Source organism: Pseudonocardia broussonetiae (genome assembly GCF_013155125.1).
Taxonomy (GTDB): domain Bacteria; phylum Actinomycetota; class Actinomycetes; order Mycobacteriales; family Pseudonocardiaceae; genus Pseudonocardia; species Pseudonocardia broussonetiae.
The window spans coordinates 543,758-555,715 of the sequence record NZ_CP053564.1 but is presented as its reverse complement, the minus strand read 5'-3'; the positions used below and the strand labels follow the sequence as shown (position 1 = coordinate 555,715).

Below are 11,958 nucleotides of genomic sequence, written 5' to 3'. Positions count from 1 at the left end.
CGCGGCAGCCGTGAACGCGCGCGGGACCTACCGCGCGTCGCGGCGCACCTTGAGCGCCCACAGCACCAGCGGGACCTGCAGCGGCAGGCGCCCCCACGCGATCGCCTGCTCGGCGGCCGAGCGGTCCGACCAGTCCAGCGCCATCTTCACGTTCGCCGGGAACACCGCCACGAACAGGGCGACGGCGGCGAGCGCTCCCAGGGGACGGGTGCGGGGGGCCGCCACCGCCGCGGCGACGCCCAGCTCGGCGACCCCGGAGGCGTGCGTCCAGAACCGCGGGGTGCCGGGCAGCGGCGGGGCCGGGACGATCGCGTCGAAGAAGCCGGGGACCGCGAAGTGCGCCACGCCCCCGGCGGTGAGGAGGCCGGCGAGGGCGAGGGCGGCGCGCGAGGTCACGCCGGTGATCGTCGCACGGTCGCGCCGGGCTACCCTCCCCGCGTGAGGAGCGACCGGCGCCGCCGACCGATCGCCGATCCGACGCTGGTCGGGCCGGTGCGCATGCCCGACTCCACGGTCACGCCGCTGGTGTCGCTGCTGCGCCGGCTCGCGATCGCGCTGGGTGCGCTCGTCGCCACCGCGCTGATCGTGTACTTCGGGCGCGACGGCTACATCGACAACAACGCCGAGGGCAGCCCGATCAGCCTGCTCGACGCGTTCTACTACTCGACGGTGTCGGTCTCCACCACCGGCTACGGCGACATCGTGCCGGTGAGCGACACGGCCCGGCTGTGGACCACGATCGTCGTCACGCCCCTGCGGTTGATCTTCCTCATCACGTTCGTCGGGACCACGGTGGAGCTGCTCACCGAACGGTCCCGCCAGTCCTTCCGGATCGAGCGCTGGAGGTCCAGGTTGCGCGACCACACCATCGTCGTCGGCTACGGCACGAAGGGGCGCGCCGCCGTGGAGACCCTCCTCGGCGACGACAAGAGCCCCGACGACATCGTCGTCGTCGACACCGACCGGGCGCAGCTCGACGCGGCGTCCGCGCTCGGGCTGGTCACCATCACCGGCAACGCGACGCGCTCGAGCGTGCTGCGCATCGCGGGCGTGGCGCAGGCGTCGGCGCTCATCGTCGCCACCAACCGTGACGACACCGCGGTCCTGGTGACGCTCACGGCGCGCGAGCTGGCCCCGAAGCTGCGGATCGTCGCGGCGGTGCGGGAGTCGGAGAACGTGCACCTGCTGCGCCAGTCCGGCGCCAACTCGGTGATCGTGTCGGCGGAGACGGCGGGCCGCCTGCTCGGTGCGGCGACGACGAGCCCGAACGTCGTCGAGGTCGTCGAGGACCTGCTGACGCCCGACGCGGGCTTCGCGATCAGCGAGCGGGAGGTCGAGGACTCCGAGCTCGGTGGCTCGCCCCGGCACCTCGCCGACATCGTCCTGGCCGTGGTCCGCGGCGACGGCCTGTTCCGCGTCGACTCGTCGAAGGTCGACTCGCTGGAGCGCGGCGACCGGCTGCTCTACGTCCGCAAGGCCACCCCGCCCGACGAGGACGACTGACCCACCCCCCACCCGCGAGTTCGCCGTAGCCGCCCGGCGAGTTTGCCGCGGCCGCCCGGCACACTCGCCGACCGGATCGGCAAACTCGCCGACCGGATCGGCAAACTCGCCGGAGGGGCGGGGTCAGGCCGGGAGCGTCAGGACGAAGGTCGCGCCCGGGCCCGCCGTGTCGGCCAGCCGCAGCTCGCCCCCGTGCGCCCGGGCGATCCCGCGGGCGATCGCCAGGCCCAGGCCCGCGCCCCCGTCGTGGGCGGTGCGGGCCTCGTCCAGGCGCACCAGCCGGTCGAAGATCCGCTCGCGCTCGGCGGGCGGGACGCCGGGGCCGGTGTCGGCCACCTCGACGCGCGCTCCGGGCCCCACCCGCACGGCGACCGCCGCGCCCGCGGGGGCGTAGCGGTGGGCGTTGTCGAGCAGGTTGGCGAGCACCTGGGCGAGGCGGACGGGGTCGCCCGTGACCGTCACCGGCTCACCGGACACCGTGATCTCCCGGTCCGGCGCCCGCATCCGCAGGCGCTCGACCTCGGTCCCGGCGAGCGCCAGCAGCTCGACCGGCTCGCGGCGCAGCTCCAGGCCGGCGTCGAGGCGCGCGAGGACGAGCAGGTCGTCGACGAGGCGCCCCGCGCGGTGGGACTCCCGCAGCAGCAGCAGGTGCAGCCGGTCGCGCTCCTCCGCGCCGAGACCGGGCGCGGCGGCCGCCTCGGCCACCGCCCGGACCCCGGCCAGCGGCGTGCGCAGCTCGTGCGCGGCGTCGGCGACGAACCGCCGCGTCCGCGCCTCGGACTCACGGGCCTGGCGCTCGGCGCCCTCCAGCTCGTCGAGCATGGCGTCGAACGCGGCCGCCGTGCGGCCGAGCTCGGTGTCGGTGCGGACCGGGGCGAGGCGCCGCCCGCGGTCGCCGCGGGTGATGGAGCGGGCCAGCGCGGTCATGCCGTCGAGCGGGGCGAGCGCGACGCGGGTCGTCAGCATCGTCACGACCCCGGCGACCGCGAGCCCGGCCAGGCCGAGCAGGAACAGCGTGCGGCGCAGGCGCTGCTGGGCGGCGGTGACGCCGTCGTCGACGGCGACCAGGGTGAGCTGCGACCCGTCGGCCAGGGGCTGCTGCAGCACGCCGTCGGCCGATCGGCCGGGCCGCGGGCGGCGCGGGCCGTCGCCGTAGACCCGGCCGTCGGGGGAGACGAGCACCGCGCGGATCCCCGGCGCCTCGACCTGCCGCGCGATCTCCGCGGTGTCGAGCCCGCGCGCGACGAGCTCCCCGGCGAGCGCCGCGCGCACCGCCAGCTGGCTGCGCAGGTCGGCGCGGCCCTGCGCGGCGAACACCACGTCGGTCAGGGCGCCGACGGCGAGCAGGACCGCGGCCAGCACGACCAGGCTCAGCGCGGTGACGCGCGCGCGCAGCGACCAGCGGCTCACGGATCGGCCCGCAGCACGTACCCGAGCCCGCGCACGGTGTGCAGCAGCCTCGGCTCGCCGAGCTTGCGGCGCAGCGCGGACACGTGGACCTCGACGAGGTTCGGGTCGTACTCGGTGTAGCCCCAGACGCGCGTGAGGATCTGCCCCTTGCCGACGACGCGCCCGCGCTGCGTGGCGAGGTAGTCGAGCAGCCGCAGCTCGGTGGCCGTCAGCTCGATCGGGACGCCGGCGCGGGAGACGGCGCCCGCGGCGGCGTCGACGAGCAGGTCGCCGACCTCCACCGTCGACGGCGTGCGGCCCATCCGCCGCAGCACCGCCGTGACCCGCGCGACGAGCTCGGCCAGCGCGAACGGCTTCACGACGTAGTCGTCGGCGCCGCCGTGCAGGCCGCGCAGGCGGTCGTCGACGCCGTCGCGCGCGGTCAGCACGACCACCCCGGCGTCGCTGTGGCGGCGCACGACCTCCAGCAGGGCGAAGCCGTCGCGGCCCGGGAGCATGACGTCGAGGACGACCAGGTCGGGGCGGAACGCCTCCAGGTCGTGCTCCAGGCCGGAGCCGTCGGCGCGCCCGGCCGCGTCGAAGCCGGCGCCCGTCAGACCGGCGAGCACGGCCGTCCGGATCGCCTCGGCGTCCTCGACGACCAGCACCCGCGCTCCCACGCCGCCATCCTGCCCGCCCGCGGCTGAAGATCGGCTGAAGGAGCCCGGACCTTCAGGGTCCGGTCAGGTTCGCGCGGCAGCCTCGGTGACCCCGACACGAGGAGATGCACGATGACCGGACCCACCACGACCACCCGCCGCTGGCGCCGACCCCGAGGGCGCGTGCTGGTGATCGGCGCCGTCGTCCTGGCGGCGCTGGTCGTCGCCGGCGTCGTGGCCGCTCTGCTGGTCCCCGGCGGCGGCCCGGGTCGCGGCGACGACCGGCGCGGCGTCCCCGGGATCGGCCTGACCGGGGAGTACGACGAGCTGGACGGCGGCCCGGGCCTCGGCGGCCCAGTTGACGGGCCCGGCCGCGGCGACCGCGGCCCCCGCGGGGAGGGGCTCGGCGACGACGCCGTGCTCGTCGGCACCGTCGTCTCGACGTCCGAGGGCACGCTGGTCGTCACGCCCGACGGGGCCGCCCAGCGCTCCCTGCGCACCACCGACGACACCCGCGTCCGCGGCTCGGGCAACGCCGCGCTCGGCGACCTGGCACCGGGCGAGCGCGTGGTCGTCCGCGTCGACGGCACCGGCGACGCCGCCACCGCCGTGTCGGTCACGGCTCCGCAGGCGCGCGTCACCGGCACCGTCACCGCGCTCACCGGGACGAGCGCGACCGTGGTGGCCGTGGACGGGCGCACCGTGACCGTCGACGTCGGCGGGCTCGGTCAGCAGCCCGCCGTCGGCGACGTCGTGGTGCTCACCGGGACGATCACCGACGGGGCGACGCTCACCGCCGACGGCGTGCGGATCCTGCCGCGCGCGTCGTGACCTAGGGGGCGCGCAGCCGCTCCCGCACCACCGACGCGGCGGCCGCCCGCAGCGCCCCGCCCGCACCGAGGGCGGACGGGCGGACCGCCACGTCGGAGCGGTGCACGACGCGCTCGACCAGCCGGGCGTGCACGTCGTCGCCGAAGGCCGGGCCGAACCGCGCGTAGATGCCGCCGAGGACGACGACCGGCACGTCGAGCAGGTTGACCGCCCCCGCCAGCGCGACGCCGAGCGCGCGGGCGGCGCCGTCGAGGACGTGCGGGGGCAGCGCGTCGAGGTCGTCGGCGCCGGCCGCGCGCAGCAGCGCCTCCTGGCCCGCGACCTGCTCCAGGCAGCCGCGGCCCCCGCAGCGGCACGGCGGCCCGTCGGGGTCGACGACGACGTGCCCCAGCTCGCCCGCGCGGCCGCCGGCCCCGCGGAACAGCTGCCCGCCCAGCACGATCCCGGCGCCGACGCCGATGCCGCCGGAGACGTAGAGGGCGTCGGGCGGACCGTCGGCGAACCACAGCTCGGCGAGCGCGGCGAGGTCGGCCTCGTTGGCCGTGGTCACCGGGAGCCCGCCGAGCAGCGGCGAGAGCTCCGGGCCCAGGTGCGCGCCCGACCAGCGCGGCAGGTTCGGCGCGCGCACCACGACCCCGTCGGCGCCCACGACGCCGGGCACCGCCACCGCCGCCCCGGCGACGGCCAGTCCGGACTCCGCGGCCACCGACAGCCCCAGCTCGGCGGCCCGGGCCAGCGCGCGGCGCGGGTCGTCGTCGCGGTGGTCGGAGGCGACCCGGCGGACGGCGCGGACCTCCCCGGTGAGGTCGACGACGCACGCCGCGACGTGGTCGACCTCGATCTCCAGGCCGAGTCCCGCGGGGCCGGCCCGGTTGAGCTGCAACGGGTTCGCCGGCCGGCCGGGCCCGCCGCGCTCGGCGGCGAGCTCGGCGAGCAGGCCGGCGTCGAGGAGCTCCTCGACGAGCGAGGAGACCGTCGCGCGGGTGAGGCCGGTGCGGCCGGCGATCGCCGCGCGCGACACCGGCCCGGCGTCGACGACCTCGCCGAGCACGAGCGCGAGGTTGTGCCGCCGGACGTCGCTCCCGGCGGCCCGCGACCCCGACCCGCGCACGACGAGACCCCGACTCGCGCGCACTCAGACCCCGACTCGCGGGACCGTCAGCTCGCGCGCCTCCGCGTACCTCGACCGCACCTGCGGCGTCGGCGACGCCTCGAACGACTCCGTGTCGGCCGCCGCCCACTCCGGCGGGGCGTCGGCGCCCGAGAGCACCCACGCCGCCTGCCGGGCCGCCCCGTCGGCGACGTACTCGCCCGGCGTCGGCCGCAGCACCGGCCGCCCGAACACCGCGGGGGCGATCCGGGCCACCGCGTCGGACCGGGCACCGCCACCGACGAGGAACACCCGCCGCACGTCGACCCCGGCCGCCACCAGCGCGTCGAGGGCGTCGGCGAGCCCGCAGAGCAGGCCCTCCACCGCCGCGCGGGCGAGGTGCGCGGGGTTCGACGTGCCGAGTGTGAGCCCGTGCAGCGCCCCCGTCGAGTCCGGCTTGTTGGGCGTGCGCTCGCCCTCCAGGTACGGCACGAGCACCAGCCCGCCCGCCCCGGCCGGCGCCTCCAGCGCGAGCCGCGACAGCTCCGCGTGGTCGACGCCGAGCAGCGCGCACGCGGCGTCGAGCACCCGCGCGGCGTTGAGCGTGCACACCAGCGGCAGGTGCTCGCCCGTCGCCGAGGCGAAGCCCGCGATGATCCCGGTCGGGTCGGCGGTGCGGACCCCGCTGACCGCCGAGACGACGCCGGAGGTCCCCAGCGACACGACGACGTCACCGGGCGCCGCGCCCAGCCCGAGCGCGGCACCGGCGTTGTCGCCCGTGCCCGGCCCGAGCAGCAGGCCCGGACCGGCGACGCCCTCGGCGGGCCCGAGCACACGCGGCAGGACGACGTCGGAGCGCCCCAGCGCGCGTTCGAGCAGGTCGGGGCGGTAGCCGTCGTCGGACCAGTAGCCGGTGCCCGAGGCGTCGGAGCGGTCCGTGACCAGGTCGTCGAGGACGCCCGTGCCGCGCAGCCGCCAGGTGAGCCAGTCGTGCGGCAGGCACACCGCGGCGGTGGCGGCGGCGTGCTCCGGCTCGTGCGCGGCGAGCCAGCGCAGCTTGGTGACGGTGATCGAGGCGACGGGCAGGCTGCCGGTCGCGTCGGCCCACGCCTGCGCGCCGAGCTCGTCGACGAGGTCGCTCGCCGCGCCGGCCGAGCGCGTGTCGTTCCACAGCAGTGCCGGCCGCACGACCTCGCCCGACGCGGACAGGCAGACCATCCCGTGCTGCTGCCCCGCGACGGCGAGCGCGTCGACGTCGTCGAGCCCGCCCGCCTTCGCGAGCGCCTCCTGCAGCGCCGACCACCAGGCCTCGGGGTCGACCTCCGTGCCGGGCGGGTGCGGCGCCCGGCCCTCGCGGACCAGGGCGCCGGTGTCGGCGTCGCGGATGACGACGGTGCAGGACTGCGTGGAGGAGTCGACGCCGGCGACGAGGCTCACGAGCACCCCCTCGTGAGTGGCGATCGTGCCCCTGGGCACGATCGCCACTCACAGGTCATCGGGCACCCAGCAGGTGCTCCAGCGCCAGCTGCGCGAGCCGCACGAAGCCGTAGCCCCGCTCCGCGGCCTTGTCGGCGTCGAAGTCGGCGTCGTCGGCGCGCAGGTCGGCCACCGTCTCGCCCGGGTTCAGCGTCGGCTTCCCCAGCTCCGCGACGCCCGACACCGCGAGCGCCTCGGCCACCTCCGGGTCGGCCCGGAACGCCGCCGCGCGCTCCTTGAGCAGCAGGTAGGTGCTCATGTTCGCGGCCGCCGACGCCCATACGCCGTCGAGGTCCTCGGTGCGCAGCGGCTTGTAGTCGAAGTGCCGCGGGCCGTCGTACGCCGGGCCGCCGCCGGGCGCGCCGTTCTCGATGAGGTCCACGAGCGAGAACGCGTTGATCAGGTCGCCGTGGCCGAACACGAGGTCCTGGTCGTACTTGATGCCGCGCTGGCCGTTGAGGTCGAGGTGGAACAGCTTCCCGGCCCACAGCGCCTGCGCGATGCCGGAGGTGTAGTTGAGCCCCGCCATCTGCTCGTGGCCGACCTCGGGGTTGATGCCGACGATGTCGCCGTGCTCGAGCTCGGCGATGAACGCGAGCGCGTGCCCGAGCGTGGGCAGCAGGATGTCGCCGCGGGGCTCGTTGGGCTTGGGCTCGATCGCGAAGCGGATGCCGTAGCCCTGCTCCTTGACGTAGGCGGCGAGCAGGTCGATGCCCTCGCGGTAGCGGTCGAGCGCGGCGCGGATGTCCTTGGCCTGGTCGACCTCGGCGCCCTCGCGCCCGCCCCAGAACACGTAGGTGGTGGCGCCGAGCTCGGCGGCGAGGTCGAGGTTGCGCAGCACCTTGCGCAGCGCGAACCGGCGCACCGCGCGGTCGTTGCTGGTGAAGGCGCCGTCCTTGAACACGGGGTGCGTGAACAGGTTGGTGGTCATCATCGGGACCACGAGGCCGGTCTCGTCGAGCGCGCCGCGGAAGCGGGAGACGATCCGGTCGCGCTCGGCGTCGGACGAGCCGAAGGGGATGAGGTCGTCGTCGTGGAACGTGACGCCGTACGCGCCCAGGTCCGACAGCCGGTGCACGGACTCGACGGGGTCGAGCGCGGGGCGCGTCGCGTCGCCGAAGGGGTCCCGGGCCGGCCAGCCGACGGTCCACAGCCCGAAGCTGAAGCGGTCCTCGCGGGTGGGCTGCACCATGTCTCGACTCCTTTGTTCGGTCGTTGAACAAACTCCTCCGACGGTAGCGTGCGGACCGTGCGTCTGGCTACGTGGAACGTGAACTCCGCCCTGTCCCGCCTTCCCCGGCTCCTGCCCTGGCTCGACGAGCGCGCGCCCGACGTGGTGTGCCTGCAGGAGACGAAGCTGTCCGACGAGGCCTTCGCCGAGCACTTCGACGCCCCGCTCAAGGAGCGCGGCTACGAGGTCGCGCACGTGGGGGAGGGGCGCTGGAACGGCGTCGCGCTGCTCTCGCGCGTCGGCCTGGAGGACGTGCGCCGCGCCCTGCCCGCGGTGCCGGCGTTCCAGGAGGCCGTCGAGGCCCGCGCCGTCACCGCGACCTGCGGCGGGCTGCGCGTCACGTCGGTCTACGTCCCCAACGGCCGCACTCCCGGCGACCCGCACTACGCCTACAAGCTCGAGTGGCTCGCCGCGCTGGCCGCCTCCGTCGACGACCCGGCCACGACCGTCATCGCGGGCGACGTCAACATCGCCCCGACCGACGACGACGTCTGGGACCCCGCGCTGTTCGTCGACTCCACCCACGTGACGCCGGCCGAGCGCGGCGCCCTGACGACGCTGCGCGACCTCGGCCTGCACGACGTCGTCCGCGACCGCTGGCCGTCCGAGCGGTTCTTCAGCTACTGGGACTACCGCGCCGGCCGCTTCCACCAGGACCAGGGCATGCGCATCGACCTCGTGCTCGCCGGCGCCGACCCGGCCGGGCGCGTCGCCGCCGCGTGGGTGGACCGCCTGGCGCGCAAGGGGACCGGGCCCAGCGACCACGCGCCGGTGATCGTCGACCTCGACACGGCGCCCGACGGCGACATCGGCCCGGTCGTGCCGCCGCCGTCGAACCCGAAGGGCCGCAAGCGCCGCTAGGCGGCCCGCCCGGCGACCACGGCACCCAGCGCGGCCAGCCCGACGAGCACCGCCACCAGCACCGGCAGCGCGACGGCGGGCGACACGAGCAGCGCCAGCAGCGCGCCGCCCAGCCCGATCATCAGCGCGGTCGTGAGCTGGTCGGCGATCTGCGCGGCCGAGCTGTGGAAGCCGACCGCCTCCGGCTCGGACTTCTGCAGCAGCAGGAACGACACCGACGAGAACCCGAGCCCCATCCCGACGCCCGCGAGCGCCCAGAACGGCAGCGCCAGCCACGGCAGCCCCCACGCCGGGGCCACGAGCAGCATGCCCGCCGTCCCGGCGCCGAGCGCGCAGAAGCCGATCCGCAGCAGCCGGGCGCGCGGGAGGTCGGGGCGCCGCCCCTGCCACGCCGCCGCGCTCGACCAGCCCAGCGACCCGACGATCAGCGGCAGCCCGGCCGCGGCGAGCGTCCAGCCGTGGGTGCCGTTGAGCATCAGCGGCAGGTAGGAGTTGACGGTGAAGAACACCCCGGCGAGCAGCCCGCGGGCGACGACGACGGTCGGCACGCCGCGCCCGGAGCGGAACACCCCGCGCGGCAGCAGCCGCGGCACCGCCGGCACCAGCAGCAGCACCGCCACCGCGGCGACGACGGCGCCCGCGGCGCCCTCCTGCTGCGCGGCCCAGCTCAGCCCCGACACACCCACCGCCGCGGCCGCCGCGGCGGGCACGAGCCCGGGGCGCGCCTGCGCGGCGGCGCGCCCGGGGTCGGGCGGCCCCAGCCGTCGCACGGCCGGGACGACCAGTGCCACCGCGAGCACCACGAACGGCACCAGCCCCAGGAACACCCAGTGCCACGACACCGCCTCGGTGACGACGCCCGACACCGGCGGCCCGATCAGCGACGGCAGCACCCACGCCGAGCTGATCAGCCCGAACACCGCGGGCCGCGCGCGCTCGGGGTAGACCAGCGCGATGAGGACGTAGACGCCGACGCCCAGCGCGCCCGCCCCGAGCCCCTGGAAGAGCCGCCCCACCAGCAGCTGCGGCATCGTGGCCGCGGTGCCCGCGACGAGCAGGCCCAGCCCGAACAGCACCGGCGCGACGACGAGCGGCACGCGCGGCCCGGCCCGGTCGCACCACCGCCCGCCCAGCACCGTGCCGAAGACCGACGCCGCCATGAACGCCACGAACGGCCACGCGTACATCGACACGGCCCCGAGGTCGGCGACCAGCGCGGGCATCGCCGTCCCGACCCCCATCGCCTCGAACGCGACCAGGCTGATCAGCAGGACCAGCCCGACGGTGGTCGAGCGGCGGTCGGGCCCGAACAGCTCGGTGCGGACGGGGGTGGGAGCGGTCATGCGTCGATCGTGCTCCCTGAACCCGGGTGGAGGTCAACGCGATTGGTCCGCGGCCCGTGTCGCCGGGGTCTCACCCCATCGGGGGGATTGATCCACTCCGTCCGGCGGTGCGACGCCGCCCGGGCCACCCTCCGGGCGTCCGTTCCCCGCTCCCCGGAGGTCCGCACGATGACCCGCACCACGATCCGCACGACCGGCACGGTGCTCGCCGCGCTCGCCCTCGCCACCGTCGCGGCCTGCTCGTCGCCGGAGCCCGCCGCCCCCGCTCCGGCCGCACCCGCCCCGGCGGCCCCGGCCCCGGCCGCCGCGTCCACGGGCGTCGGTGAGCAGGGCGCCGCGCTGGGCCAGGCCCTCACCGCCGCGACGGGCCTCGCCGCGCTCGGCGGGCTGGGCCAGGACCAGGGCACGGGCGACCAGGTCCGCGGCCTCGGCGGGCAGCTCTCCTCCGACGCCGAGTCGCTGACCGAGCAGCTCCGCGCGCTCGCGGAGGGGCAGGGCGTCGCCGTCACCGACGCGCTCACCCCCGAGCAGCAGGCGCAGCTCGCCGACCTCGGCGCCCGCACCGGGCAGCCCTTCGACCAGGCCTGGCTGCGCGCCGCCGGCGAGGCGATCGCGCAGGCCCGCAGCGCCGCGGAGGCCGTGCTCGCCTCGCCCGACGCGTCGCCGGAGGCGAAGGCCGCCGCCGAGCAGGCCCTCGCCCGGCTCGACGCCCTCGCCGCCGGGCTGGCCGGCGCCTCCACCGCGGCCGGGGCCGACGCGCCCACCGCGGTCGAGGCCGGCAGCGGCGGCCAGGCCTCCGACGACGGCACGCTGCTCGCGGTCGGCCTGCTCGGCGGCGGGGTCGTGCTGCTCGGTGGGGCCGCGCTGGCGGGTGGCGCGGTGCGCCGCCGCCAGGACTCCTGACTGCCCGGCCCTCCGTGCGCCGGCCCTCCCTGCGCCGGCCTTCGCTGCGCCGGCCCTTCCTGCGCCGGTGGCCGGTCCTCCTGGCCGCCGGCGCGGGTCTCGCGTGCCTGGTGGCCGGTTCCGCGCTGCTGCTGTCCGGGTCGGGTGCGGCGGACGTGGGGGTGGTGCCGCCGGTCGTGGTCTCCGCCCTGCCCGCGACTCCGGGCACCACCCCGGTGACCGTGGAGATCCCGGGCCGCGCGGTCCGGGCCCCTGTCGTGCCGGTCGGCACCGCGCCGACGGGCGCGATGGAGCTGCCCGCCGACCCGCGGACGGTCGGCTGGTGGTCGCCCGGCCCGCTCGTCGGCGGGCGGGGGTCCGCGGTGCTGGCCGGGCACGTGGACACCGCGGAGGCCGGGCTCGGGGCTCTGGCCGTGCTGCGCGAGGTCGAGCCGGGGGAGGAGGTCGTCGTGCGGGGTGCCGACGGGCGGGAGCTGCGCTACGCGGTCACCGCGCGTCGGGAGTACCCCAAGGCCGACCTGCCCGCCGACCTGTTCACCGGCGACGGCCCGCCCGGCCTCGTCCTGATCACCTGCGGCGGGGACTTCGACCGGGCGACCGGGCACTACGAGGACAACGTGGTCGTGCACGCCGTTCCGGCCTGAACCGCCGCCCCACCCCCGCCGAACCCCG

At 77.0% G+C, this 11,958-nt stretch carries 12 protein-coding genes; 5 read left to right on the top strand and 7 right to left on the bottom strand.

The window, feature by feature from the left end:
* Positions 1–27: 27 nt before the first annotated feature.
* Positions 28–396: a DoxX family protein gene (locus HOP40_RS02750; RefSeq protein WP_172154330.1), complete on the bottom strand. Its 369-nt coding sequence runs from the start codon at positions 394–396 to the stop codon at positions 28–30.
* 102 nt (positions 397–498) lie between these two features.
* Between HOP40_RS02750 and HOP40_RS02745 the strand changes: the two genes are divergently transcribed.
* The gene (locus HOP40_RS02745; protein WP_172167718.1) at positions 499–1,503 is read left to right on the top strand and encodes a potassium channel family protein; all 1,005 of its coding nucleotides are present in this window, start codon (positions 499–501) and stop codon (positions 1,501–1,503) included.
* A 123-nt stretch (positions 1,504–1,626) separates the two neighbouring features.
* Here the strand turns inward: HOP40_RS02745 and HOP40_RS02740 are convergent, their stop codons facing one another.
* The gene (locus HOP40_RS02740; RefSeq protein ID WP_172154329.1) at positions 1,627–2,913 is read right to left on the bottom strand and encodes a HAMP domain-containing sensor histidine kinase; all 1,287 of its coding nucleotides are present in this window, start codon (positions 2,911–2,913) and stop codon (positions 1,627–1,629) included.
* Positions 2,910–3,572 carry a response regulator transcription factor gene (locus HOP40_RS02735; protein ID WP_172154328.1) on the bottom strand — a complete coding sequence of 221 codons (663 nt, stop codon included), beginning with the start codon at positions 3,570–3,572 and terminating at the stop codon, positions 2,910–2,912. The genes HOP40_RS02740 and HOP40_RS02735 overlap by 4 nt, the downstream gene beginning before the upstream one ends.
* A 111-nt stretch (positions 3,573–3,683) precedes the next feature.
* Here HOP40_RS02735 and HOP40_RS02730 point away from each other — a divergent pair, with 111 nt between their 5' ends.
* On the top strand, positions 3,684–4,382 hold the full coding sequence (locus tag HOP40_RS02730) for a hypothetical protein (protein WP_172154327.1): 699 nt from the start codon (positions 3,684–3,686) through the stop codon (positions 4,380–4,382).
* Position 4,383: 1 nt separating this feature from the next.
* On the opposite strand, the gene HOP40_RS02725 is transcribed toward HOP40_RS02730, so the two are convergent.
* The 3 genes from HOP40_RS02725 to xylA are packed head-to-tail and all read right to left on the bottom strand — an operon-like array spanning position 4,384 to position 8,140.
* Positions 4,384–5,493, bottom strand: a complete 1,110-nt coding sequence (locus HOP40_RS02725; protein ID WP_205347060.1) for an ROK family transcriptional regulator — start codon at positions 5,491–5,493, stop codon at positions 4,384–4,386.
* 24 nt (positions 5,494–5,517) lie between these two features.
* Positions 5,518–6,909, bottom strand: coding sequence for a xylulokinase (locus HOP40_RS02720; RefSeq protein ID WP_172154326.1), 1,392 nt, complete (start codon positions 6,907–6,909; stop codon positions 5,518–5,520).
* A gap of 55 nt (positions 6,910–6,964) precedes the next feature.
* A complete protein-coding gene (gene xylA / locus HOP40_RS02715) occupies positions 6,965–8,140 on the bottom strand; it encodes a xylose isomerase (RefSeq protein ID WP_172154325.1) in 1,176 nt (391 codons plus the stop codon).
* Positions 8,141–8,197: 57 nt separating this feature from the next.
* On the opposite strand from xylA, the gene HOP40_RS02710 reads away from it, so the two are divergent.
* Complete coding sequence (locus HOP40_RS02710; protein ID WP_172154324.1) at positions 8,198–9,040, top strand: exodeoxyribonuclease III; 843 nt, start codon at positions 8,198–8,200, stop codon at positions 9,038–9,040.
* Here the strand turns inward: HOP40_RS02710 and HOP40_RS02705 are convergent.
* Entirely contained in the window at positions 9,037–10,383 is a 1,347-nt protein-coding gene (locus tag HOP40_RS02705; protein ID WP_172154322.1) for an MFS transporter, read from the bottom strand. The genes HOP40_RS02710 and HOP40_RS02705 overlap by 4 nt on opposite strands.
* 168 nt (positions 10,384–10,551) lie before the next feature.
* On the opposite strand from HOP40_RS02705, the gene HOP40_RS02700 reads away from it, so the two are divergent.
* A complete protein-coding gene (locus tag HOP40_RS02700) occupies positions 10,552–11,286 on the top strand; it encodes a DUF4142 domain-containing protein (protein WP_172154320.1) in 735 nt (244 codons plus the stop codon).
* A 14-nt stretch (positions 11,287–11,300) separates the two neighbouring features.
* Complete coding sequence (locus tag HOP40_RS02695) at positions 11,301–11,930, top strand: class F sortase (protein ID WP_172154318.1); 630 nt, start codon at positions 11,301–11,303, stop codon at positions 11,928–11,930.
* Positions 11,931–11,958 lie beyond the last annotated feature (28 nt).

What these genes read in the sequence shown, in the direction of transcription:
- HOP40_RS02745 (WP_172167718.1), top strand. Translation starts at nt 499, where the DNA reads ATGCCCGACTCCACGGTCACGCCGCTGGTGTCGCTGCTGCGCCGGCTC.
- HOP40_RS02730 (WP_172154327.1), top strand. Translation starts at nt 3,684, where the DNA reads ATGACCGGACCCACCACGACCACCCGCCGCTGGCGCCGACCCCGAGGG.
- xylA (WP_172154325.1), bottom strand. Translation starts at nt 8,140, where the DNA reads ATGGTGCAGCCCACCCGCGAGGACCGCTTCAGCTTCGGGCTGTGGACC.
- HOP40_RS02705 (WP_172154322.1), bottom strand. Translation starts at nt 10,383, where the DNA reads ATGACCGCTCCCACCCCCGTCCGCACCGAGCTGTTCGGGCCCGACCGC.
- HOP40_RS02700 (WP_172154320.1), top strand. Translation starts at nt 10,552, where the DNA reads ATGACCCGCACCACGATCCGCACGACCGGCACGGTGCTCGCCGCGCTC.